This is a genomic window from Micromonospora sp. NPDC004551, assembly GCF_040609975.1.
In the GTDB taxonomy this organism is placed as follows: domain Bacteria; phylum Actinomycetota; class Actinomycetes; order Mycobacteriales; family Micromonosporaceae; genus Micromonospora.
Genome location: NZ_JBEXLM010000003.1, coordinates 25,691 through 50,144 on the forward strand (window position 1 = coordinate 25,691; position 24,454 = coordinate 50,144).

Consider the following 24,454-nt stretch of genomic DNA (forward strand, 5'->3'; position numbering starts at 1 on the left):
CGTCGATTATCCGTGCGGTTCCCACGAACTTTCACCGGTTGTCCGGTGGCGGTTGTGGATCCTCGCCGTGTGGGCGAGCGACTCCCCATTGTTGGTCGATGGGGCGGGCCTCCGCTGGCCAACTGATCCTCTCGCCGCCAGGGGGCGCCGGGGATCACGCCGGGACTGGCCGACACCGGGCAGGTGCCGGCCAACTCGACGGTGCGTGACCACCTCCGGCAGCACGATGGCTTTCGGGGTGGTAGGTCCGCCGCCCGGGGTGCGGGTGGCGATGATGGCGGCCGCGACCAGGTCGCGGTGCCCTGTGAATTGGCAGCGCGGGCAGGACAGGCTCCGCCCGCGCGGTTTCGGGATGCGTCGCTGGCAGGTGGGGCAGGTGGAGGAGGTGCCCCGCTCATTCACGAGGTGAACGCTGATGCCGGCCAGGGTGGCCTTGTCTGTGAGGACCTGCAGCAGCCGGCCGATCTGCCACTGGCGTAGCCGCAGGTTGTGCCGCCGTCCTGCATCGATGTCGAGGACCCCGCGCGGGTCCCCGACGTACAGCACCCCGACACGCTCCCGTACGGCCCAGGAGACGACCGTGGCGGCGGCTTCGTGCTGGGCCAGACGGACCCGACGCCGGTGCCGACCTTCCACCAGCCGGGCGCGGTGGCGGTACTTGCGCCAGCGCCGTGACCCCTTCTGCCCCGGCTTCGGCGCCCGCTGGGACACCGCACGGCGGCGAGCTTTGGTGTCGGCGAGGTGCATGCGGTGCTCGGCGCGGATCGCTCGCCCGGACACCAAGAGGCCTTCCCCGTCCGGGCCGGCGACCGCGTACGGGTGGATGATCCCCACGTCCACCCCGGCCGCCCGCCCAGGGTCGGGCCCCTCACCTGGCGGATACACCGCCACCGGAACTTCAGCGGTCACGTCCAGGAACAGTCGGCCGCCCTCGTGTAGCAGGGTGACCGATCTGACCTGCTCGGGCGGATACGGCACCTCCCGCGCTAGGCGCAAATGCAACGGCGGTTTGCCCTTGGCCGCCGGGATCCGGACCCGACGGCCGTCGATGTTGAACGTGCCGTGATACCAGCGCACCGGCGTCAGGGCACGTCGGCGGCGCGGGAAGCGCGCCGACAGGTCACCATCGCGGCGGCGTTTCGCCGCCGCGAACCAGGCATCCGAGAACCGACGCAACACCGACCGGGCACCTACGGTATCCAGGTCTCCGAACGTGCCCGGCCCCGACGCCGCCAGTTCGCGGCACAAGTCCTGGTAGCCCACCAGCGGTGCGTCGTGGCGACGGCGCCGCCAGGCGTTGACCTCGAGCACACACGCCCACAGGTCACTAGCCGAGCGCAGCAGTCCGAAGCACCGCCGTTGCTGCCCCGGCGTCACCCGCAACGCCACCCGTGCGGTGCGGTGAACAACCCGGGGCGCGGCAGGATCCCGACGCCGAGGCACGAACTGAACCGAACACCACCCGTACGACAATTCCCTACGAAGATCGGCCGGCGGAAATTGGTGGACACGCCAATAGCCTGGAGGGATGACCGATCTTGACGCGCGAAGCCTGCGCGACGCCTATGACAGCCAGATCCGCCCGGAGATCCCAGACCCGCTGCCGGCCGGGGCGACCGTCGACCGGGACGGCCCGCTGGTTCGGATCCTCGGCCTGGACCACCGCGGCTTCATCACGTACCGGACGCTGGACGGGCTGGCCGGCGCCGAGCTGGACGCGCTGATCGCCCGGCAGGTCGAGTTCTTCCGCGCCCGGGGCGAGGGGGCCGAGTGGAAGCTCAACGGGCACGACGAGCCGGCCGACCTGGGCGACCGGCTGCGCGCCGCCGGCTTCGTGCCGGAGGACCTGGAGACCGTCGTGGTCGGCCCGGTCGCGGCCCTGGCCGCCGCCGTCCCGACGCCGCCCGAGGGGGTACGCCTGCGCGAGGTCACCAGCCTCGAGGACCTGGAACGGATCGCCGCCATGGAGGAGGCGGTCTGGAACGAGGACCGGAGTCACCTGGTGACCGGGCTGGCCAAGGAGATCGAGGCGGATCCGCAGTCGATCACGATCGTGGTGGCCGAGGCGGGCGACACCGTGGTCAGCGCCGGGTGGGTGCGCTACCTGCGGGGCACCGGTTTCGCCACCCTCTGGGGCGGCTCGACGCTGCCGGAATGGCGGCGCAAGGGCGTCTACCGGGCGCTGGTGGCGTACCGGGCGCGGCTGGCCGAGCAGCGCGGCAAGACCCTCGTGCAGGTGGACTGCTCCCCGGACAGCCGGCCCATCCTGGAGCGGCTCGGTCTCGTTGCGGTCACCACGACCACCCCGTACGTCTACACTCCGTGATCATGGAGCGGTTGACGGCGGACGAGCAGCTCACCCTCAAGACCGGTGCCTTCGGGGCCGTGTTCCTGGTCTCCAACGCCGTGCCGGGCATGCTGGCCATGGTGCGGGAGAGCATCGCGGCGTCCGGGGCGCTGGGCGACGCCAGCGGGGTGGTCAAGGAGGCGCTCACCACCGGCCCGCTGCCGCAGCTGCCCCGGGACTCGGCGCTGGAGATCGAGGCGACCGTGCTGCCGGCGCTGGGCCGGGCGGTGGAGATCCTGCGGACCAAGTCGCCGGGGGACGTCGAGGCGTACCGGTCGGTGGTGCTGGCCGCCGCCGACCGGGTGGCGCAGGCCCACCGGGGTGTCTCGCCCGCCGAGGCGGCCGTGATCGACAAGATCAGGCACGCGCTGGCCGAGCCCGCCTGACCGGCTCGGCCGACCAGAGCGCTCGCACGCTGGCCCGGACGCAGCGGTCCCGGACGCGGCCGCAGGCGCAGCGGTAGGTCTCCGGGAGCATTCGGCGGCAGGCCCGGCGGGCGGTCCGCGGGCCGTCCGCCGGTCCCGCCGAAATGCTCTTTTCCGGCATATCCGTCACCTCCCTGTTTCGGGAGTTTACCCGCCGGACGACACCCGGTGAGCTGTGTCACTCTGAGGCTCCGGGGAGCCGATGCTACTTGCGGGTAACATAAGCCCGTGGGCAACTGCACAGCTTCGCGCGGTTGACCGAACGTTAAGTCACGCGCGAGGCTGCGCCCGTGACCGGGCGAGTGATCGCTACACCAAACAGGAGGGTCGTCGAAGCGCGATGAACATCGTCGTACTCGTCAAGCAGGTGCCCGATTCGGGCGCGGACCGCAACCTGCGTCCTGACGACAACACCGTCGACCGCGGTTCGGCGAACAACGTCATCAACGAGATGGACGAGTACGCCATCGAGGAGGCGTTGAAGATCAAGGAGGCGCACGGCGGCGAGGTCACCATCCTGACCATGGGTCCGGACCGGGCGACCGAGTCGATCCGCAAGGCGCTCTCCATGGGGCCGGACAAGGCCGTGCACGTGGTGGACGACGCCCTGCACGGGTCCTGCGCCGTGACCACCTCGAAGGTGCTCGCCGCCGCCCTGGGGCAGCTCAACGCCGATCTGGTCATCTGCGGCGCCGAGTCGACCGACGGCCGGGTCCAGGTCATGCCGCACATGATCGCCGAGCGGCTGGGCGTCGCGGCCCTGACCGGCGCGCGCAAGCTCACCGTCGACGGCGCCACCCTCACCGTCGAGCGGCAGACCGAGGAGGGCTACGAGGTGGTCACCGCCTCGGCCCCGGCCGTGGTCTCCGTCTGGGACACCATCAACGAGCCGCGCTACCCCTCCTTCAAGGGCATCATGGCCGCCAAGAAGAAGCCGGTGCAGACGCTCTCCCTCGGTGACCTGGGCGTCGCCCCCGCCGAGGTGGGCTTCGACGGCGCCACCAGCGCCGTGGTCGAGCACACCAAGCGACCGCCGCGCTCCGGCGGCGAGAAGATCACCGATGAGGGCGAGGGCGGCGTGAAGCTGGTCGAGTTCCTCGCCACCGAGAAGTTCGTGTGAGAGGTCTGGACATGTCTGAGGTTCTCGTCGTCGTCGAAGCCACCAAGGAATTCGGCGTCAAGAAGGTCACCCTGGAGATGCTCACCCTCGCCCGCGAGCTGGGCACCCCGAGCGCGGTCGTGCTCGGTGGCGCCGGCGCCGCCGAGGCCCTGAGCGCCAAGCTGGGCGAGTACGGCGCGGAGAAGATCTACGCCGCCGAGGGCGAGGAGATCGACGGCTACCTGGTGGCCCCGAAGGCCACCGTTCTCGCCGAGCTGGTCCGGCGGGTGCAGCCGGCCGCCGTGCTGCTCGCCTCCTCTCAGGAGGGCAAGGAGATCGCCGCCCGCCTGGCCGTGAAGCTGGACAACGGCATCCTGACCGACGTGGTGGCCCTCGCCGCCGACGGCACCGCCACCCAGGTCGCCTTCGCCGGCTCCACCATCGTCAAGTCCAAGGTCACCAAGGGCCTGCCGCTGGTCACCGTCCGGCCCAACTCGCTCAACCCGGCCCCGGCGGCGGCCACCCCGGCCGTCGAGCAGCTCACCGTGTCGGTCTCCGACGCCGACAAGCTGGCCAAGGTCGTCGAGCGGGTCGCCGAGCAGAAGGGCTCCCGTCCGGAACTCACCGAGGCCTCCGTCGTCGTCTCCGGCGGTCGCGGTGTCGGCAACGCCGACAACTTCAAGCTGGTCGAGGAGCTGGCCGACCTGCTCGGCGGCGCCGTCGGCGCGTCCCGCGCGGCGGTCGACTCCGGCTTCTACCCGCACCAGTTCCAGGTGGGCCAGACCGGCAAGACGGTGTCCCCGCAGCTCTACGTCGCGCTGGGCATCTCCGGCGCGATCCAGCACCGGGCCGGCATGCAGACCTCGAAGACCATCGTCGCGGTGAACAAGGACGCCGAGGCGCCGATCTTCGAGCTGGCCGACTTCGGCGTGGTCGGCGACCTGTTCAAGGTCGTCCCGCAGGCCGCCGAGGAGATCCGCAAGCGCAAGTGACCCCGTCACGATGCGAGCCGCCGTCCGGTGATCCGGGCGGCGGCTCGCGCGTGTCGCGGCCCTTCCGTGCGGCGGAAGGGAGCTGATCGGCGGGCCGGGGAGCTGAGCCGGCCCGCCGATCAGCCCGTCAGGGTGCCCCTCGGCGGACCGTCGCCGGAGCGGGCGGGCTGGCGGTCGAAGGGTTCGACGCCTCGCTCAGGGTACCGAAGAAGAACATCCGTGGCGTCCGGGGATCGGCCAGACCTCAATACCCCGGAACGGCCGGGAGATTCGCCGGGAGCGGGTCTGAACGGTGGTCGTCCGATGTGGCTCCCTCGCCGCCCGGCCGGCTCGGAGAAGCCGTGCCGTCGGGAGCGCCCGGACGGCCCGTGCCGGACGGGTGGTCCGGCATCCGGCGGCACGCCGGTCGGCCGTTAGGCTGAGCGGTGATGGCATACCTGGATCACGCGGCGACGACCCCGATGCTCGACGAGGCACTCGAGGCGTACGTCGCCACGGCCCGCGAGGTGGGCAACGCGTCGTCGCTGCACGCGGCGGGCCGGCGCGCCCGGCGGCGGGTGGAGGAGTCCCGGGAGCGGGTGGCCGCCGTGCTCGGCGCGCGCCCGTCCGAGGTGATCTTCACCGGGGGCGGCACCGAGAGCGACAACCTCGCCGTGAAGGGCATCTTCTGGGCCCGCCGCGCCGACTCGGCCGAGCGGGTCCGGGTGATCGCCAGCGCCGTCGAGCACCACGCAGTGCTCGACGCGGTGGACTGGCTGGCCGGGCACGAGGGCGCCGAGGTCGGCTGGCTGCCGGTCGACGCCGCCGGCCGGCTCGACCCGGAGCGGCTCCGCGCCGACCTGGTCGCGCACGGCGACCGGGTGGCCCTGGTCACCGCCATGTGGGCCAACAACGAGGTGGGCACCGTGCAGCCGGTGGCCGAGCTGGCCGCGGTGGCCGCCGAGCACGGGGTGCCGTTCCACACCGACGCGATCCAGGCGGTCGGCCAGGTGCCGGTCGACTTCGCCGCCAGCGGCGCCGCCGCGCTCACCGTCACCGGCCACAAGCTCGGCGGCCCGGCCGGCGTCGGCGCGCTGCTGCTGGCCCGGGACGTGGCCGCCACGCCGTTGCTGCACGGCGGCGGCCAGGAGCGCGACGTCCGCTCCGGCACCCTCGACACCGCCGGCATCGTCGCCTTCGCAGTGGCCGTGGAGAGCTCGGTGAAGGGCCAGCAGGAGTACGCGGCCCGCGTCGCCGCGCTCCGCGACGAGCTGGTCGAGCGGGTCCGGCAGGCGGTCCCCGAGGTGGTCTTCAACGGCGACCCCACCGACCGGCTCCCCGGCAACGCGCACTTCTCCTTCCCGGGCTGCGAGGGGGACGCGCTGCTGCTGCTCCTCGACGCCCAGGGCATCGCCTGCTCGACCGGCTCGGCCTGCTCGGCGGGGGTGGCCCAGCCCTCGCACGTGCTGCTGGCCATGGGCGCCGACGACGACCGGGCCCGCTCGTCACTGCGCTTCACCCTCGGCCACACCAGCACCCGGGCCGAGGTCGACGCGTTGATCGCCGCGCTGCCGGCGGCCGTGGAGCGGGCCCGCCGCGCGGCCGCCCTCCGCACTCCCCGCTGACCCGGATACCCTCGGTGATGACGAGGGGAGTGGGCTGGTGAGGGTTCTGGCGGCGATGTCGGGCGGGGTGGACTCCGCCGTGGCGGCGGCGCGCGCGGTCGAGGCCGGGCACGACGTGACCGGCGTGCACCTGGCGCTGGCCCGCAATCCGCAGACCTACCGCACCGGCGCACGGGGCTGCTGCACCCTGGAGGACTCCCGGGACGCCCGCCGCGCCGCCGACGTGCTCGGCATCCCGTTCTACGTGTGGGACATGGCCGACCGGTTCCACGAGGACGTGGTGGACGACTTCGTGGCCGAGTACGCGGCCGGCCGTACCCCGAACCCGTGCCTGCGCTGCAACGAGAAGATCAAGTTCGCCGCGGTGCTGGACCGGGCCGTGGCCCTGGGCTTCGACGCCGTGGTCACCGGCCACCACGCCCGGCTCGGCCCGGACGGCCTGCTGCGCCGCAGCGTCGACGCGGCCAAGGACCAGTCGTACGTCCTCGCCGTGCTGACCCGGGCGCAGCTCGACCGGTCGATCTTCCCGCTCGGTGACTCGACCAAGGCCGAGGTGCGCGTGGAGGCCGCGCGGCGCGGTCTCGCCGTGGCCGACAAGCCGGACTCCCACGACATCTGCTTCATCGCCGACGGCGACACCCGGGGCTTCCTGTCCCGGCGGCTCGGCGAGGCCCCCGGCGAGGTGGTGGACGCGCTCACCGGCGCGGTGGTCGGCAGCCACACCGGCGCCTACCAGTACACCGTCGGGCAGCGGCGCGGCCTGCACCTGGACCGGCCCGCACCGGACGGCCGCCCGCGCTACGTGCTCTCCATCACCCCGAAGACCAACACGGTCACCGTCGGCCCGGCCGAGGCCCTGGAGGTCGCCGAGGTCCGGGCCACCCGCCCGGTCTGGACCGGCGGCGCCCGCCCCGACGGGCCGATCGACTGCGAGGTGCAGCTACGGGCCCACGGCGACGTGGTGCCGGCCACCGTGTCGCTGGACGCCGCGGGGCTGCACGCCGACCTGCGCCGCCCGGTCCGCGGGGTGGCCGCCGGGCAGGCGATCGTCGCGTACCGCCCGGACCCGGCCGGCGACGTCGTGCTCGGCTCGGCCACGATCACCGCCTGAGCCCTCGGCACGCGATGCGGTGGATAGGCTGCGGCGGTGAGTGAGACGACCTGGCCGTGGGGATTGGGAACGGCGACGGGGATCGGGTCGTTGCCCGGCACCGACGTCGCCGAGGCGCAGCGCATCGTGCTCGGTGAGCTGCCCGACCTGCCGCACCTGCCGGAGCTGCCCGCCCGCGGCCCCGGCGCCGACCTGATCGGCCGCACCGGCGGTCTCCTCGTCGAGCTGCCGGTCGAGCTGTACGCGGCCCGCTGGCGGATCGCCCCGCGTCCCGGCAAGGACCTGCGCCGCGCCCGCGACCTCATGGAACGCGACCTCGACCAGCTCGCCGAGCAGGCCGAGGACTACGCCGGACCGGTCAAGGTCCAGGCCGCCGGCCCGTTCACCCTGGCCGCCTCGCTGGAGCTGCCGATCGGCGGCCGGCTGCTGCGCGACCCCGGCGCGGTCCGCGACCTCGCCGGTTCGCTCGGCGAGGGGCTGCGCGGGCACGTCGCGGCGGTGGCCCGGCGGCTGCCCCACGCCGCGGTGCTGCTCCAGCTCGACGAGCCGTCGCTGCCCGCCGTGCTGGCCGGCCGGGTGCCCACCGAGAGCGGCTTCGGCACCCACCGGCCGGTCGAGTCCGAGGTGGCCCGCGCGCTGCTGAGCGGCGTGATCGAGGCGGTCGGCGTGCCCACCGTCGTGCACTGCTGCGCGCCGGACGTGCCGCTGGACCTCATCCGCGCGGCCGGGGCCGTCGGCGTCGCCCTCGACCTGGCCCAGGTCACCGACCTGGACCCGCTCGGCGAGGCGATCGACGCCGGGCTCGGCCTGCTGGCCGGCGCCGCGCCCGCGCTGCCGCCACCGGCCGGTCGCGCGCCGACCTCGGCCCAGGTCGCCGACCGGGTACGCCGCGTCTGGGACCAGCTCGGCTTTCCCCGCCGCCGCCTCGCCGAGCAGGTGGTGGTCACCCCCGCCTGCGGCCTGGCCGGTGCCGACCCGGCGTACGTGCGGGCGGTCCTCGCCGCCTGCCGCGACGCCGGCCGCCGGCTCGCCGAGGAGTGAGGTTTGCCGTCGTACGCCGGGGGCAGGATGACCGGCATGATTGGACAGCTGCGTTCCGTGGTGATCGACTGCCCTGATCCGCGCGCGCTGGCCGGCTTCTACGCGGAGCTGCTCGGCCTCCCGCTGATCGAGGACAACTCCGACGGCGACGACTGGGTGGTGCTGGGCGGGCGGCCGGGCCACCAGCCGCGCCTCGCCTTCCAGAAGGCGCTCGACCTGCGTGCCCCGGCCTGGCCCGACCCGGAGCGGCCGCAGCAGTTCCACCTCGACGTCACGGTCGACGACATCGAGGCCGCGGAGAAGGCGGCGCTGGCCCTCGGCGCGCGCCGGCTGCCCGGCGAGGGGGAGGGCTTCCGGGTCTACGCCGACCCGGCCGGGCACCCGTTCTGCCTCTGCTGGGACTGACCGGGCCGGGCTTGCACGGGCGGGGCATGATCGCCAGCGTGATCGACTCCGCCCTCCGCCGCGCGTCCGGCTCGCTCTTCGGCCTCGCCTACGGCGACGCCCTGGGCAAGCCCGCCGAGTTCCTCACCGTCGCCGAGATCGTCCGCCGCTACGGCCCGGCCGGTCCGCGGGAGCTGGCCGGCGACCCGGCGCTGGTCACCGACGACACCCAGATGGCGCTCGCGGTGGCCTGGGCGCTGCACGACGCCCCGGCCTTCACGCCGGAGGCGGTGGAGCCGTTGCTGCGGCGGCGGTTCCTCGACTGGGCGGTCAGCCCGGACAACAACCGCGCACCGGGGATGACCTGCCTGCGCGCCTGCGCCGAGCTGGACCGGGGCACCCGTTGGCAGGAGGCGACGGTCGCCGGCTCGAAGGGCTGCGGCGCCAACATGCGGGTCACCCCGGTCGGGCTGCTCGACGTCGACCTCGACACGCTGGCCGGGCTGGCCCAGCTCCAGGCCGGGCTGACACACGGTCACCCGACCGGCCTGGCGGCCAGCGAACTGACCGCGTACGCGGTCCGGCTGCTCCGCGACGGCGCCGCGCTGCCGGAGGTGCCCGGGCTGCTCACCGACCGGGCCCGCGAGCAGCGCACGGTCTACCGGGGCGACTGGCTCGGTGACCTGTGGCAGCGTCCGGGCGAGTCGACGCCGGCGGAGTTCATGGCGCGGGGCTGGGACGACTGCCTGCGGGTGCTCGGCCGGCTCGACGCGGTGCTGGCCCGCCCCGACGACGGCGGTGACCCGTGCCGGCTCACCGGTGAGGGCTGGATCGCCGAGGAGGCGCTGGCCACGGCGCTGTTGTGCGCGCTGCGCCATCCCGACGACCCGGTCGGCGCGCTGGCCCGGGGCGCCACCACGGCCGGCGACTCGGATTCCATCGCGGCCCTGGCCGGCGCCTTCGTGGGCGCCGCGCACGGCATGTCGTGCTGGCCCGTGGGGTGGGCCACCCGCATCGAGTACGCCGACCAGCTCGCCACCCTCGCCACCCCGCTCGACGGCTGACCGCGCCGGGCCCGGGTCAGACGGTCAGGTGGGGGAGGCGGCGGAGGCCGCGCCAGAGGTCGGGGTCGCAGGCGCCGGCGCGGTCCGCGAAGGCGGTGAGCGGCACCGGGATGGGTTCGCTGATGTCCAGGAAGCTGTCGTGGTCGGCGTCCGGGTCCCAGCTCCGGGTGGGGATCGGCAGGTGGTCGTCACGGCCTGACTTGTCCTGGCTGGTGATCTTCAGGACGTCGGCGTCCCGGCCGTCGACCCGCAGCACGAGACAGGGGCGCACCTTGGAGCCGGTCCCGTCGGCGTAGGGCACGTCGGCCCACCAGATCTCCCCGGGCCGGGGCGTCTCCGCCGGTCCCCGCCCGGCGTCCCGGGGCCGGGGCGCCGCGCCGGCACGTCCCCGCGCCGGTTCCCCGTCGGGGCGACGGCCGGGCCGCGCGCCGCGGCGCCCCGGCCGGGTGCCGCCGTCGGGGCGGGTCGCCGTCCCGGAGCGGCCGTCCGCCGAGCCCGGCCGCCCGTCCCGGCGTCCCGCGCCCCGGCCCGCCTCCGCGGCCCGGCGTCGCCACTCGCCCCACAGCCAGCCGGCCGTGACGCAGCCCACGATCACCGCCGCCCAGACCAGCCCGTCGCGCATCCGTACCCCCGCCTCTCGCCCGTGCCGGCCCGTGACCGCCCGGCGATCGTCGCACGCCGATCACCCCGCCGCCCGGCACCGCGAGCGCGACCCCGCGCCCCGAGTCTTCGGTTGATCATGACGTTGGCGGGGTGGAATGTCCGCTTCGGCGCCGTCAACCTCATGATCGCCGGGGAACGTGCCGGTCTGCCGGGGGCGGTTGTCCGGCCCGACCGATACGGTGCGGGAGTAGCACGAACACGGGAGGTCGGCAGCGGTGTCCGAAGGCGGCAGGGTGTCCGAAGAAGCGATTCCCCAGACGGTCAGCCCCGCCCAGGAGGCGGCGGCGGGCGCCGAACCGACCCCCGAGGCGCGGGAGCGGCACGCCACGCTGAGCCAGGAGCTCACCGAGCACCAGTACCGCTACTACGTGCTGGACGCGCCGACCATCTCCGACGCCCAGTTCGACAAGCAGTTGCGCGAGCTGGAGGCGCTGGAGGAGGAATACCCGGCGCTGCGCACCCCCGACTCGCCGACCCAGCGCGTCGGCGGCACCTTCTCCACCGACTTCACCCCGGTCACCCACGCCGAGCGGATGCTCTCGCTCGACAACGCCTTCGCCGACGAGGAGCTGGCCGCCTGGGCCGAGCGGGTCGAGCGCGACGCCGGCGGCCCGGTGCCCTACCTGTGCGAGCTGAAGGTCGACGGCCTGGCCATCAACCTGACCTACGAGAAGGGGCGGCTGGTCCGGGCCGCCACCCGGGGCGACGGGCGCACCGGTGAGGACGTGACCGCCAACGTGCGCAGCATCCGGGACGTGCCGGCCCGGCTCACGCCGTCCGACGACTTCCCCGACGTGCCGGAGCTCCTGGAGGTGCGTGGCGAGATCTACTTCCCGGTGGCCGGCTTCGCCGACCTCAACGCCGGCCTGGTCGAGCAGGGCAAGGCACCGTTCGCCAACCCGCGCAACGCGGCCGCCGGCAGCCTGCGCCAGAAGGACCCGCGGATCACCGCCTCCCGGCCGCTGCGCCTGGTGGTGCACGGCATCGGCGCCCGCCGGGGCTTCCAGCCGGCCGCGCAGTCCGAGTCCTACGCGGCGCTCAAGGCGTGGGGGCTGCCGACCAGCGACCGCTGGCGGGTGGTGCCCGACCTGGCCGGGGTGGCGGAATACATCGCCTACTACGCCGAGCACCGGCACGACGTCGAGCACGAGATCGACGGCGTGGTGGTCAAGGTCGACCCGGTCTCCATCCAGGGGCGGCTCGGCTCGACCAGCCGCGCGCCACGCTGGGCCATCGCGTTCAAATACCCGCCCGAGGAGGTGACCACCAAGCTGCTCGACATCGACGTCAACGTCGGGCGCACCGGCCGGGTCACCCCGTTCGCCGTGCTCGAACCGGTCCGGGTGGCCGGCTCCACGGTCGCCCTGGCCACCCTGCACAACGCCCGCGAGGTCGAGCGCAAGGGCGTGCTCATCGGCGACACGGTGGTGCTGCGCAAGGCCGGTGACGTCATCCCCGAGGTGCTCGGCCCGGTGGTCGACCTGCGCCCCGCCGACGCCCGCCCGTTCGTCATGCCGACCACCTGCCCGGCGTGCGGCACCCCGCTCGCGCCCGCCAAGGAGGGCGACGTCGACATCCGCTGCCCCAACTCGCGCAGCTGCCCGGCGCAGCTGCGCGAGCGGGTCTTCCACCTGGCCGGCCGGGGCGCCTTTGACATCGAGGTGCTCGGCTACAAGGGCGCCGCCGCCCTGCTCGACGCCGGGATCATCCACGACGAGGGCGACCTGTTCGGGCTCGACGCCGAGCAGCTCTCCCGCTCGCCGTTCTTCGTCAACAAGGACGGCACGCTGGGCAGCAACGCCACCAAGCTGCTCGACAACCTGGCCGTGGCCAGGGAGCGGGAGCTGTGGCGGGTGCTGGTCGCGCTCTCCGTCCGGCACGTCGGCCCGACCGCGGCCCAGGCGCTCGCCCGGCACTTCCGTTCGGTCGAGGCGATCGACGAGGCCAGCGAGGAGGAGCTGTCCTCGGTGGACGGGGTCGGCCCGACCATCGCGGCCAGCATCAAGGAGTGGTTCGCCGTCGACTGGCACCGCGAGGTGGTGCGCAAGTGGGCCGAGGCCGGCGTCCGGATGGCCGAGGAGGCCGGCGAGGAGGGCCCGCGCCCGCTCGAAGGGGTGACCGTGGTGGTCACCGGCACCCTTGCCGGGTTCAGCCGCGACCAGGCGTCCGAGGCGATCCAGAGCCGGGGCGGCAAGGTCACCGGCTCGGTCTCCAAGAAGACCGGCTTCGTGGTGGTCGGCGACAACCCGGGCTCCAAGGCCGACAAGGCGGCCGGCCTCAAGCTGCCCATCCTCGACGAGGAGGGCTTCCGCGTGCTGCTGGAGTCCGGCCCGGACGCGGCCCGCGAGGTGGCCCGCATCGAGGGCTGACCCCGGTCCTCGCGGCGCCGCCCGTCGCGCATTCCAACTTAATTACGACTACGACCGATTCGTGACTGTCGTGTCGGGGAAATCGGCACCGAGGGCGTTTCATTGGCGTACGGCGTGTGACGGTGCGCGCCAGGGCCGACCCCGGGGAGGTGCGATGGAGACGGGCGACCCGCGGAACTCCGTCCCGCCCGGGCGGACCGGGCCGTTCTTCGGCTTCGTCGCCGTGGTCGGCGTCCTGGCCCTGCTCGTCTCGGTCGGGCCGCTGGCCGCGCTCCCCGACGACCTGCCGCACCTGCCGGCCGCCTTCTGGACCATGGCGGCGCTGGCCGTCGCCTGCGACGCCCGCCCGTTCGTGCCGCCCGGCCGGCGCCAGACCTCGGCGGTCTTTCCGTCGACCTGCTTCACCTTCGCCATCCTGCTCGGCTGGGGGCTCGGCCCAGCGGTCGCCGTGCAGGCCGTGGCGGTGGCCGTGTCCGGCTGGCGGCTCGGCTACGCGAGCTGGCGCACCGTCTTCAACGGAGCCCAGTACGCGTGCGCGCTGGCCGCCGCGTACGCGTTCACCCGGCTCGGCCCCGGCGAGCTCTTCGGCGGCGGCCGGCTGCACTGGACCGACGTGGCGGCGGTGGGCGGCGCCACGACGGCCTGGTTCCTCGTCAACTACGGCCTGGTCAGCTGCGCGATCCGGCTGCGGTTCGGCGACCGCTGGTGGCCCAGCGTCCGGCAGGGCCTGGCCTACGAGCTGCTCTCCACCGGCTCGCTGCTGCTGCTCGCCCCGGTGCTGGTGGCCGCCGCCCGGGCCAGCGCCGCGCTGATCCCGCTGGTGCTGGTGCCGCTGTTCGCGGTCTACCGGATGGCCCACCTCTCCGCCGAGCGGGAGCAGCTCGCCGACCTCGACCCGCTCACCGGGCTGCCCAACCGCAAGGCCCTGCTCACCGAGGTGGCCGAGCAGGTGCACCTGCACGCCGAGCGGGCCGCCCGCGGCGACACGGACGCCCACCTGGCCCTGCTGCTGCTCGACCTCGACCGGTTCAAGCACGTCAACGACGCGCTCGGGCACGCCGTGGGGGACCGGCTGCTGGTCGAGGTGAGCGCCCGGCTCATCGAGGCGGTCGGCGAGGAGGACCTGGTGGCGCGGCTCGGCGGCGACGAGTTCGCCATCGTCGTGCCCCGGCTCACCGGCACCGACCAGGCCCGCGAGCGGGCCGCCCGGGTGGTGGCGGCGCTCGCCGAGCCGGTGCCGCTGGACGGCCTGCCGCTGGACGTGGGCGGCTCCATCGGCATCGCCCTCTTCCCCGAGCACGGCGAGGACTTCGCCACGCTGATGCGCCACGCCGACGTGGCCATGTACGACGCGAAGCACCGCAACGACACCGTCGCCGTCTACGCGCCCGAATCCGACCACAACTCCGCCGAGCGGCTGAGCCTCCTCGCCGACCTGCGCCGCGTGCTGGACTCCGGCCCACCCGCCCCGGCCGAGGAGCCGACCGGCGTACGCGGCGGCGACGGCGCGGCCCTCGCCCCCGCACCCGGCCTGCCCGCCCCGGCGCGGCCGGCCCGCGGCGACGGCCTGCTCCGCAACGGTGGCCGGGCGCGACCCCGCCAGGAGTCCTCCAACGCCTCCGGCTCGGCGCGCCTCACCCCGCGCCGGGACCTGGAGTCGCCGGCGCGGTGGCGCCTTCGGCGGCGCGAGCGCGTCGAGGTGCGGCACGACGACGAGCTGATCAACCGGATCGTCACCGGCGCCGACCCGATCCGCCGCCGGGCCGCGCGCACGGCCCCACCGGAGAACCCCCGGCCCGGCGACGGCGACGACCTCACCCCGGCGTTCGGCGGCCGGCCCGGCACGCTGTCCGAGGATCCGCCCGGCACGCTGCCTGAGGGCCGGTCCGGCACGTTGCCCGAAGGCCGGCCGGAGGGGGTGCTCCGCGGCCGGCCCGAAGCGGCGCCTGGTGGCCGGCCCGGCGTGACGCCCGACGGTGATCCCGCCGGGGTGCTCGACGGCCGGCCCGGCGTGGTGACCGGCGACGATCCCGGCGGTCGGCCCGACGTAGCGCCCGGCGACGACCCCGGTGCCCGGCCCGGCACGGTGTCCGCCGGCCACCCGGACCGCGGCGGCGCGGCCCTCCCGGACCGCCCCCCGGCGGGCACCGCGCCCGCCCGGATCCCGGCGGCGGAGCAGCGCGGGGACCTCGGCCCCGACGACCCGGCCGGGGACCCGGGTGAGATCACCATGTACTACCAGCCGCAGATCGCCATCGCGACCGGCCAGGTCGTCGGGGTCGAGGCACTGCTGCGCTGGCGGCACCCGCGCCGGGGCATGGTCGACCCCGGCGAGCTGATCCAGGTCGCCGAGCAGAGCGCGGTGATGCGGCTGCTCACCCGCCGGGTGGTGGACGACGTGGTGGAGCAGCTCGCCAAGTGGTCCGCGGCCGGCGTCACGCTGCGCGCCGCGCTCAACGTCAGCGTCCGGGACCTGCACACCGGCGAGATCGCCGAGCAGATCGCCGAGCGGCTGACCCGGTACGGCGTACCCCCGGACCGGCTCCAGGTGGAGATCACCGAAGGCGCGCTGATGGCCGACCCGCGGCGGGTGCTGGCCAGCATCACCCAGCTGCACCGGATCGGGGTCGGCATCGCACTCGACGACTTCGGCACCGGCTACTCGTCGTTGCAGCACCTGCGCCGACTGCCGCTGTCCGAGGTGAAGGTGGACCGGTCGTTCGTGCTCGGGATGGCCGACGACCCGGACGACGCGGCGATCGTCCGCTCGATGATCGAGCTGGCCGGCGCGCTCGGGCTGCGGGTGGTGGCCGAGGGCGTCGAGGACGAGCGCACCTGGCGGCTGCTGCACGCGGCCGGCTGCGACGTGGCGCAGGGCTGGTTCTACGCCCGGCCCATGCCGGCCGAGGAGCTGGTCACCTGGCTGTCCCGCTACCGACCGGTCCATCCCGCCGTCGCCGCGGACGCCGAGGGGCCGCGCCGCCCGCCCCGTTGACCGCCGGCCGCCGCGGAGCCCGCGCCGGCGGCGCGCGGAGGCGGGCCGGTCGGCACGCCGGCGTCTGGGCGGACGGCGACGGGCCGCGCCGACCGGCGCCCCGGCGGGACGGGCACCGGGAGTCGGAGGCGTCGACCCGACCGGAGGGCAATAGACTCGCTCCGGTCACCGCGTGTCATCGTCCCCGGCGAGCACGCGGCCGGCACACCGCAGACGCAGCAGGACAGCCACGAAGGGGGCACCCGATGGCCGCCATCTCCCGCGAGGAGGTCGCGCATCTCGCGCGACTGTCGCGGCTCGCCGTCACCGAGGAGGAGTTGGACACCTTCGCCGGCCAGCTGGACGTGATCCTCCAGTCGGTCGCCCAGGTCGGCGAGGTCGCCGCGGCGGACATCCCGCCGACGTCCCACTCGGTGCCGCTGACCAACGTCCTCCGCGAGGACGTGGTGACGCCGTGCCTGACCCCGCAGGAGGCGCTGTCGGGTGCGCCCGACGCCGAGGAGCAGCGGTTCCGCGTCCCGCGGATCCTGGACGAGGATGTGGCTTCATGACTGACCTGACCCGGCTCACCGCCGCCGAGATCGCCGGCCTGGTGGCGACGGGCGAGACCTCCGCCGTGGAGGTCACGCAGGCCCACCTGGACCGGATCACCGCCGTCGACGAGCAGGTCCACGCCTTCCTGCACGTCGACACCGAGGGCGCGCTGGCCGCCGCCCGGAACGTGGACGAGCGCCGGGCCGCCGGTGAGGACCTGGGCCCCCTGGCGGGCGTGCCGGTCGCCGTGAAGGACGTGCTCACCACCAAGGGCGTGCCGACCACCGTCGGCTCGAAGATCCTGGAGGGCTGGCGCCCGCCGTACGACTCGACCATCGTGGAGCGGCTGCGCGCCGCCGGCACGGTGATGCTCGGCAAGACCAACATGGACGAGTTCGCCATGGGCTCCTCCACGGAATACTCGGCGTACGGTCCGACCCGTAACCCGTGGGACCTTGAGCGGATCCCGGGCGGCTCGGGTGGTGGCAGCGCCGCGGCGCTGGCCGCGTACGAGGCGCCGCTGTCGATCGGCTCGGACACCGGCGGCTCGATCCGCCAGCCCGGCGCGGTCACCGGCACCGTCGGCGCGAAGCCCACCTACGGCGGCACCTCCCGCTACGGCCTGGTGGCGTTCTCCTCCTCGCTGGACACCCCCGGCCCGTGCGCGCGCAACGTGCTGGACGCCGCCCTGCTGCACCAGGTGATCGGCGGCCACGACCCGCGTGACTCCACCTCGATCCCGGCCCCGGTGCCGGACGTGGTCGGCGCCGCGAAGCTCGGCGCGTCCGGCGACCTGACCGGGGTGAAGCTCGGCGTGGTCACCGAGTTCACCGGCGAGGGCGCCGAGCCGGGCGTGATGGCCGCGTTCCGCGAGTCGGTGGAGGCCCTCGCGAAGCTGGGCGCCGAGATCGTCGACATCTCCTGCCCGCACTTCCAGTACGCGCTGCCGGCCTACTACCTGATCGCGCCGAGCGAGTGCTCCTCCAACCTGGCCCGGTTCGACGGCGTCCGGTTCGGCCTGCGGGTCGGCGACGACGGCAACCGGTCCCTCGAGGAGGTCATGTCGCTGACCCGCGAGGCCGGCTTCGGCCCGGAGGTGAAGCGGCGCATCATGATCGGCACCTACGCGCTCTCGTCCGGCTACTACGACGCCTACTACGGGCAGGCCCAGAAGGTCCGCACCCTGATCACCCGGGACTTCACGGCGGCCTTCGAGCGGGTGGACGCGCTCATCTCGCCGACCACCCCGTTCGTGGCCTTCCCGATCGGGGCGCGCACGGCCGACCCCTACCAGATGTACCTGGCCGACCTGTTCACCATCCCGACCAACCTGTACGGCGGACCGGCCATCTCGGTCCCGTGCGGCCTCTCCGAGGGGCTTCCGGTCGGTTTCCAGATCATGGCACCGACCATGGCCGACGACCGGATGTACCGGGTCGCCGCCGCACTGGAGTCCACGGTCGGCACGTTCACCCCACCGGCGCTCTGACGCACGACGTGGTCAACCGGCGCCAGCGGCTTCCGCTGGCGCCGGTGGCGCACCCGGGGCGCGACGGGGCGGGCACAGCGGCGGTTCAGGCGAGGCCCCGGCGCCCGGCCTGCAACCCGGCCTGGAAGCGGGTACGGGCGCCGAGGGCGGCCAGCAGGGCGGATGAGCGACGGCCCAGGGTGCGTACGCTCACCCCGAGTTCGCGGGCGATGGCCTCGTCCTTGAGGCCGGTGGCGAGCAGTCCCAGCAGCCGCAGGTCCAACTCGTCGGCCCCGGTCGTGGACTGCCCCGGATCCCAGACCGGTAGCGGCGTGGCCTGTCCCCACAGCATCTCGAAGAGTTTCACCAGCGCCGACACCACCATCGGCGCGCGGATGACCAACGCCGCGTCCACGGCCCGTTCGCTGGCCAGCGGCAGCAGAGCCACCGAGCGGTCGCCGATCGCCAGTTTCAGCGGCACGTCCGTGTGAACCCGGGCCTGTTCCCCGGCCGCGACCGCCGCCATCGCCTGCTCGAACGCACCCGGCATCTCGAACGCCTCCGGCGCGTAGATCCCGCGTACGCTGGCCGCCCGGCCGAGCAGTTCGTTCTCGGGCGTGTTCGCGGCGGCCACCTCCTGTGCGTACGGCGGTCGGTCGAGGACCAGCAGTTCGCTCGTGACTCCGTGGGTGAGCTGGACGAACTGAGCCTCCACCGCGGCCCGGCCGGTGACGATCTCGAGTAGCTCGTCGGGGCTGGTCAGCAGGGCCTGGGGGAACTCCTCCGCGATCCGTTCGGCGGCTTGCCGGGCCGCCGCGAACTCCTCGGTGCGCCGGACGACGAGGGCGTTCACGGCGACGTCGGGGCGGGTCGCCAGCAGACGGGTACCGGAGCCGAGCAGGCGGCTGACGAAGCCGAGATCCTCCAACCGGTCGGTCGCCGCCCCGACCACCCGCAGGCTTTCGCCGACCTGCTGGGCGAGCTCCGGCACGGTCGACTGACGCCGACGCAGCAGGGCAAGGTAGACCGCCTCCTCCACCGGGGTCAGACCCAACGACTCGAACACCCGGGCCTCCTTCCGCCGCTGTCCGATCCAGGCCATGACCGGGCTCGGACACCCGAAACTGTGGTGATCGGCGCATGTCGACGGCTAGACATGCGTCATGATCCTCTCCCGTTTGAGCGGCGTGATCGTGCTGGCCGTCACGGCCGCCGGCGCCGTCAACCTCACCTCCGCGTCCCCCGCCGCCGCTGCTGACGCCTGGCACCGCCCACAGTGCGGCACGGTGCAGGGCGACGGCTCGGTGACCTTCACCCGTAACGACGGGGTGTTCCTGGCCCCGACCACGACCCCGGTCACCGCCGTGGCGTACCCCCGGCTCGTCGCGCTGACCACGCCGAACACCCTGGTGGCCATCTCGAAGAAGTCGATCCAGCGGTCCGTCGACGCCGGCTGCACCTGGCAGCCGATCGCCGCCACCGAGCTGAACCTGGCAACGTACGACCTGGCCGCCGGGCCGGATGGCACCGCGTACGCGTACGGCATCAACGACCAGCCGGTCTACCGGGTGCAGGGCGAGCAGGTGAGCGAGGTCGACGGGCCGGTCCCGGCCGACGGCGTGGCCGCGCTGGCGGTGGACCCGACCGACGCGCGGGCGCTGCGGGCGGTCAGCAAGGCCGGGCAGATCTACGACTCCGGCGACGGCGGCGCCACCTGGACCGCCGTGGGGTCGCCCGCCGGCCCGGACCAGTACGTCTACAAGGCGGCCGTGGATCCCGTCGACCGGGCCCACGTCATCGTCGGCACCATGGGCAACGGCAGCTACGTGACGTTCGACGGCGGCCACAGCTGGACCCGGTCGTCCGGGGTCGGCGCCACCTCCCAGTCGAACGGCTTCTCCGTGGCCTTCTCCCCGTTGGATCCGCGGACGGTCTGGCTGGAGGGCTATGACCTCAGCCAGAACGACAACTCCGCCCGGCACATCTGGCGCTCGACGGACGGGGGGCGCAGCTTCGCGTCGGTGCTCGACGGCGCGGGACCCACGCTCGTCAACGGCACCTCGCTGTGGCCCAGCCCGGTCGACCCGAACGTGCTCTATTTTCCGTACGGCACGTGGTTCGGCGGTTACGGAACCGATCTCTACCGGTACGACGCGTCGACCGGCCGGCTGACCTCACAGCACAACTCCCACGACGGCATCGCCGGGGTCGCCTTCAACCCGGCCGACCCCCGGGTGATGTACCTCGGCCTGGTCGAGGAGCGCTGACCTCCGCGGCCGCCCGGGGACGGTTCCCCGGGCGGGCCCCGGGGCGCGTACCGGCGTGGATGGAAACCCGGGGAAGGTGAGCGCAGCCAGCCCCATTAGGCTGGGGCGGTTACGTCCGGATCGCGCCTGGAGCTCAGATGACGACGACACTGCCCGCGTACGACGAGGTCGTGGCGCGCTACGAACCGGTGATCGGCCTGGAGACCCACGTCGAGCTGGGCACGAACACCAAGATGTGGTGCGGCTGCCCGACCGACTTCGGCGGCGAGCCGAACACCCGGGTCTGCCCGGTGTGCCTGGGCCTGCCCGGCTCGCTGCCGGTGGCCAACAAGGCGGCCATCGAGGCGACCATCCGGATCGGCCTCGCGCTGAACTGCTCCATCGCCGAGTGGTGCCGGTTCGCCCGGAAGAACTACTTCTACCCGGACATGCCGAAGAACTTCCAGATCAGCCAGTACGACGAGCCGCTGTGCGTCGACGGCTACCTGGACGTCGAGGTCAACGGCGAGACCGTGCGGATCGGCATCGAGCGGGTGCACCTGGAGGAGGACACCGGCAAGACGCTGCACGTCGGCGGCGCCACCGGCCGGATCCACGGCGCCACCGAGTCGCTGGTCGACTACAACCGGGCCGGCATCCCCCTCGTGGAGATCGTCACCAAGCCGATCCCGGGCACGGGCGCGCTCGCCCCCGAGGTGGCCCGGGCGTACGTGACCGAGCTGCGCGACGTGATCCGCTCGCTGGGCGTCTCCGACGTCCGGATGGAGGAGGGCTCGCTGCGCTGCGACGTCAACACGTCGCTGAACCTGCCGGGCGAGGAATGGGGCACCCGCACCGAGACCAAGAACGTCAACTCGCTTCGTTCGGTCGAGCGGGCGGTCCGCTCGGAGATGCTGCGCCAGGCGTCGGTGCTCGACGCGGGCGGCAGCATCACCCAGGAGACCCGGCACTTCCACGAGGACACCGGGGACACCACCTCCGGCCGGTCCAAGGAGACCGCCACCGACTACCGGTACTTCCCGGAGCCGGACCTGGTCCCGCTCGCGCCGGACACCGCCTGGGTGGCCGAGCTGAAGGCCGCCCTGCCGGAGCTGCCGCGGCTGCGCCGCAAGCGGATCCAGCAGGAGTGGGGCCTGTCCGACCTGGACATGCAGTCGGTGGTCAACGCCGGCGCGGTCGAGCTGATCGAGGCGACCGTGGCCGCCGGGGCCACCCCGGCCGCCGCCCGCAAATGGTGGCTGGGCGAGCTGTCCCGGCGGGCCAACGAGACCGGCGTGGAGCTGGCCGACGTCGGCGTCAGCCCGAAGCACGTCGCTGAGCTGCAGGGGCTGGTCGACGCCGGCAAGCTCAACGACAAGCTGGCCCGGATCGTGCTGGAGGGCGTGATCGGCGGCGAAGGCTCGCCGGCCGAGATCATGACCAACCGGGGCCTGGAGGTCGTCTCCGACACCGGGGCGCTGACCGCCGCCGTGGACGAGGCCATCGCCGCCAACCCGGACGTCGCCGACAAGGTCCGCAGCGGCAAGGTCGCGGCGGCCGGCGCGCTGGTCGGCGCGGTCATGAAGACCACCCGCGGCCAGGCCGACGCCAAGACCGTTCGCGAGCTGATCCTGGAGCGCCTCGGCGTCCAGGGCTGAGCCCGCAGGAAAGGGCCCCTTCGCCACGAAGGGGCCCTTTCCGTCAGCCAACCCCTCGGTGGGCGTCAACGGCGACGCCCGGATGGAGTCACCGTGAACCAGCACGACCTCGACGTCCTCGACGAGATCCAGCGGCGGGTGCTCTGGCTCGCCACCCGCATCGTCGACGCGGCCAACCACGACCGGGACACCGGCGACGGGGTGAAGGTCGGCGGCCACCAGGCGTCCAGCGCCTCGCTGGTCACGGCGATGACCGCGCTCTGGTTCGCACATTTGGACGCCGAGGACCGGGTCGCGGTCAAGCCGCACGCCTCGCCGGTCTTCCACGCCGTCCAGTACCTGCTCGGCAACCTGGACCGGTCGTACCTGCCGAAGCTGCGGGCGCGCGGCGGGCTCCAGTCGTACCCGTCGCGGACCAAGGACCCGGACGGGGTGGACTTCTCCACCGGCTCCGTCGGCCTGGGGGCGGCCGCGCCGCTGTTCGCGGCGGTCACCCGCCGCTACGTCGACGCGCACTTCGGCGAGCGGCCGCACTCCCGGTTCATCGCGATCATCGGCGACGCCGAGCTGGACGAGGGCAATATCTGGGAGGCCGTCGCCGACCCGGCCACCACCGGGCTGGGCAACGTGATGTGGCTGGTCGACTTCAACCGCCAGTCGCTGGACCGGGTCGTCCCCGGGGTGCGCATCAAGCAGTGGCGGGGCCAGTTCGAGGCCGCCGGCTGGCACGTGGTCGAGGTCAAGTACGGCCGGAAGCTCGCCGAGGCGTACGAGCGGCCGGGCGGGGCGGCGCTGCGCGACTGGATCGACCTGATGCCCAACGAGCAGTACCAGTCGCTGTTCGGGCTGGCCGGGCCGGCCCTGCGCAAGCAGTTCCTGGACGGCGCCCCGGCCGAGGTGGCCGCCTTCGTGGCCGACATCCCCGACGACGAGCTGGGCCCGCTCGTCACCGACCTGGGCGGGCACGACCTTGCGGCCATGCTCGACGCCTACGCCCAGTGCGACGCGGTCACCGACCGGCCCAGCGTGGTCTTCGCCTACACGGTCAAGGGCTGGGGCCTGCCGATCGCCGGCAACCCGCGCAACCACTCGGCGCTGCTCACCACCGAGCAGGTCGACGCGCTGCGCGCCGCCCACGGCCTGACCCGCGAGACCGAGTGGGACCGCATCGACCCGGCGTCCCCGGCCGGCATCCGGGCCGGCGAGCGCCGGGAGGCGCTGGCCCGCGCGCCGCGCGAGCGGGCGCTGGGGGTCACCGTCCCGGAGACCACGAAGGTACGGGTGAACAAGCCCGTCTCCACCCAGGAGGTCTTCGGGCGGGTGCTGGTCGACCTGGCCCGCGACCCGAAGGTGGCGCCCTACCTGGTCACCACCGCGCCGGACGTGGCCACCTCCACCAACCTGGCCGGGTTCATCAACAAGACCGGGGTGTTCGCCCCCACCGAGCAGCGCTCCTGGACCGAGGACCGGATGCTGCGCTGGACGGAGACCCCCGCGGGCCAGCACATCGAGCTGGGCATCTCCGAGATGAACCTGTTCCTGCTGCTCGGCCAGCTCGGCCTGTCGTGGGACCTGTCCGGGCAGCCGCTGCTGCCGGTGGGCACGGTCTACGACCCGTTCGTGCTGCGCGGCCTCGACGCGTTCCTCTACGGCACCTACTCCGGTTCCCGGTTCGTGGTGGCGGGCACCCCGTCCGGCATCACCCTCGCCCCCGAGGGCGGCGCCCACCAGTCGACCATCACCGCCTCCGTCGGCCTGGAGCTGCCCGGGGTGACCTTCTGCGAACCGGCGTACGCCGGCAGCCTCGACTGGCTGCTCTGCGACGCGCTCGGCCAGATCGCCGGGGGAGCGGCACCGGCCGCCACGGCCGCGCCGGCCGAGGACGGGGCGTACTACTTCCGCCTCAGCACCCGGCCGATCGACCAGGCGCCGTTCGAGGCGGCCCGGGCGCGCATCGGTGACGCGGTGCTGCGCCGGCAGGTGGTGGCGGGCGCGTACCGGCTCGTGGACGCGCACGAGGCGTATCCCCATCTCGCGGACGCCCCGGTCGTGCAGCTCGCCGCCTCCGGCGCGGTGCTGCCGGAGGTCCTCGCGGCCGCCGCGGAGCTGGCGGAGGAGGGCGTCGCGGCGCACGTGGTCGACGTGACGAGCCTGGACCGGCTCTACCGGGCGTGGCAGCGCACCCTGCGCCAGGGTGTGCGGACGGCGACGGTGCCGAGCGTGCCCGGCGCGCTGCGGTCGGCCTTCGCCGACCGGGTGCCGGTGGTGACGGTGCACGACGCCGCCTCGCACGCGATGGCCTGGCTGGGCTCGGCGCTCGGCGCCCCGGCCGTGCCGCTCGGGGTGGACGAGTTCGGCCAGTCCGGCAGCGTGGGCGAGCTGTACGAGCTGCACGACCTGCTGCCCGGCAGCATCGTCAACGCCGCGCTGGCCGCCCTCTCGCTGCGTTGAGGC

The 24,454-nt window shown here is 73.9% G+C and carries 19 protein-coding genes; 16 read left to right on the plus strand and 3 right to left on the minus strand.

The features are described 5' to 3' along the window. Nucleotides 1-6 precede the first annotated feature (6 nt). The gene (locus ABZW14_RS05565) at nt 7-1,443 is read right to left on the minus strand and encodes a transposase (protein WP_355340291.1); all 1,437 of its coding nucleotides are present in this window, start codon (nt 1,441-1,443) and stop codon (nt 7-9) included. An 85-nt stretch (nt 1,444-1,528) separates the two neighbouring features. Between ABZW14_RS05565 and ABZW14_RS05570 the strand changes: the two genes are divergently transcribed. The 9 genes from ABZW14_RS05570 to ABZW14_RS05610 all read left to right on the plus strand — a co-directional run bounded on the left by ABZW14_RS05570 (nt 1,529) and on the right by ABZW14_RS05610 (nt 10,067). Continuing rightward, nucleotides 1,529-2,326: a GNAT family N-acetyltransferase gene (locus ABZW14_RS05570; protein WP_355340294.1), complete on the plus strand. Its 798-nt coding sequence runs from the start codon at nt 1,529-1,531 to the stop codon at nt 2,324-2,326. Nucleotides 2,327-2,328: 2 nt separating this feature from the next. Beyond that, a complete protein-coding gene (locus ABZW14_RS05575; RefSeq protein ID WP_355340297.1) occupies nt 2,329-2,733 on the plus strand; it encodes a hypothetical protein in 405 nt (134 codons plus the stop codon). Between the two features lie 379 nt (nt 2,734-3,112). Further along, nucleotides 3,113-3,892 carry an electron transfer flavoprotein subunit beta/FixA family protein gene (locus ABZW14_RS05580; protein ID WP_355340300.1) on the plus strand — a complete coding sequence of 260 codons (780 nt, stop codon included), beginning with the start codon at nt 3,113-3,115 and terminating at the stop codon, nt 3,890-3,892. Nucleotides 3,893-3,903: 11 nt separating this feature from the next. Further along, complete coding sequence (locus ABZW14_RS05585; RefSeq protein ID WP_355340303.1) at nt 3,904-4,863, plus strand: electron transfer flavoprotein subunit alpha/FixB family protein; 960 nt, start codon at nt 3,904-3,906, stop codon at nt 4,861-4,863. A gap of 428 nt (nt 4,864-5,291) precedes the next feature. Continuing rightward, a complete protein-coding gene (locus ABZW14_RS05590) occupies nt 5,292-6,467 on the plus strand; it encodes a cysteine desulfurase family protein (RefSeq protein WP_355340306.1) in 1,176 nt (391 codons plus the stop codon). A 37-nt stretch (nt 6,468-6,504) separates the two neighbouring features. After that, complete coding sequence (gene mnmA / locus ABZW14_RS05595; protein ID WP_355340309.1) at nt 6,505-7,578, plus strand: tRNA 2-thiouridine(34) synthase MnmA; 1,074 nt, start codon at nt 6,505-6,507, stop codon at nt 7,576-7,578. A 36-nt stretch (nt 7,579-7,614) separates the two neighbouring features. After that, complete coding sequence (locus ABZW14_RS05600) at nt 7,615-8,619, plus strand: methionine synthase (protein ID WP_355340312.1); 1,005 nt, start codon at nt 7,615-7,617, stop codon at nt 8,617-8,619. Nucleotides 8,620-8,655: 36 nt separating this feature from the next. After that, nucleotides 8,656-9,024 (plus strand): VOC family protein, encoded by a 369-nt coding sequence (locus ABZW14_RS05605; RefSeq protein WP_355340315.1) that lies wholly within the window; start codon nt 8,656-8,658, stop codon nt 9,022-9,024. A gap of 26 nt (nt 9,025-9,050) precedes the next feature. Further along, nucleotides 9,051-10,067, plus strand: a complete 1,017-nt coding sequence (locus ABZW14_RS05610) for an ADP-ribosylglycohydrolase family protein (protein ID WP_355340318.1) — start codon at nt 9,051-9,053, stop codon at nt 10,065-10,067. A 16-nt stretch (nt 10,068-10,083) separates the two neighbouring features. Here the strand turns inward: ABZW14_RS05610 and ABZW14_RS05615 are convergent, their stop codons facing one another. Next, nucleotides 10,084-10,689: a type II toxin-antitoxin system PemK/MazF family toxin gene (locus ABZW14_RS05615; RefSeq protein WP_355340321.1), complete on the minus strand. Its 606-nt coding sequence runs from the start codon at nt 10,687-10,689 to the stop codon at nt 10,084-10,086. Between the two features lie 274 nt (nt 10,690-10,963). Here ABZW14_RS05615 and ligA point away from each other — a divergent pair, with 274 nt between their 5' ends. The 4 genes from ligA (at nt 10,964) to gatA (ending at nt 18,117) form a co-directional block, all read left to right on the plus strand. Beyond that, nucleotides 10,964-13,099, plus strand: coding sequence for an NAD-dependent DNA ligase LigA (gene ligA / locus ABZW14_RS05620; protein WP_355340324.1), 2,136 nt, complete (start codon nt 10,964-10,966; stop codon nt 13,097-13,099). A 154-nt stretch (nt 13,100-13,253) separates the two neighbouring features. Beyond that, on the plus strand, nt 13,254-16,094 hold the full coding sequence (locus tag ABZW14_RS05625; protein WP_355340326.1) for an EAL domain-containing protein: 2,841 nt from the start codon (nt 13,254-13,256) through the stop codon (nt 16,092-16,094). Between the two features lie 245 nt (nt 16,095-16,339). Next, nucleotides 16,340-16,645, plus strand: a complete 306-nt coding sequence (gene gatC / locus ABZW14_RS05630) for an Asp-tRNA(Asn)/Glu-tRNA(Gln) amidotransferase subunit GatC (RefSeq protein ID WP_091268917.1) — start codon at nt 16,340-16,342, stop codon at nt 16,643-16,645. Further along, a complete protein-coding gene (gene gatA, locus ABZW14_RS05635) occupies nt 16,642-18,117 on the plus strand; it encodes an Asp-tRNA(Asn)/Glu-tRNA(Gln) amidotransferase subunit GatA (protein ID WP_355340329.1) in 1,476 nt (491 codons plus the stop codon). The genes gatC and gatA overlap by 4 nt, the downstream gene beginning before the upstream one ends. 85 nt (nt 18,118-18,202) lie before the next feature. On the opposite strand, the gene ABZW14_RS05640 is transcribed toward gatA, so the two are convergent. Further along, complete coding sequence (locus ABZW14_RS05640; protein WP_355340332.1) at nt 18,203-19,162, minus strand: helix-turn-helix domain-containing protein; 960 nt, start codon at nt 19,160-19,162, stop codon at nt 18,203-18,205. 97 nt (nt 19,163-19,259) lie between these two features. On the opposite strand from ABZW14_RS05640, the gene ABZW14_RS05645 reads away from it, so the two are divergent. The 3 genes from ABZW14_RS05645 (at nt 19,260) to ABZW14_RS05655 (ending at nt 24,451) form a co-directional block, all read left to right on the plus strand. Further along, nucleotides 19,260-20,363 (plus strand): hypothetical protein, encoded by a 1,104-nt coding sequence (locus ABZW14_RS05645; RefSeq protein WP_355340335.1) that lies wholly within the window; start codon nt 19,260-19,262, stop codon nt 20,361-20,363. Nucleotides 20,364-20,500: 137 nt separating this feature from the next. Beyond that, nucleotides 20,501-22,000, plus strand: coding sequence for an Asp-tRNA(Asn)/Glu-tRNA(Gln) amidotransferase subunit GatB (gatB, locus tag ABZW14_RS05650; RefSeq protein WP_355340338.1), 1,500 nt, complete (start codon nt 20,501-20,503; stop codon nt 21,998-22,000). A gap of 93 nt (nt 22,001-22,093) precedes the next feature. After that, entirely contained in the window at nt 22,094-24,451 is a 2,358-nt protein-coding gene (locus ABZW14_RS05655; protein WP_355340341.1) for a pyruvate dehydrogenase, read from the plus strand. Nucleotides 24,452-24,454 lie beyond the last annotated feature (3 nt).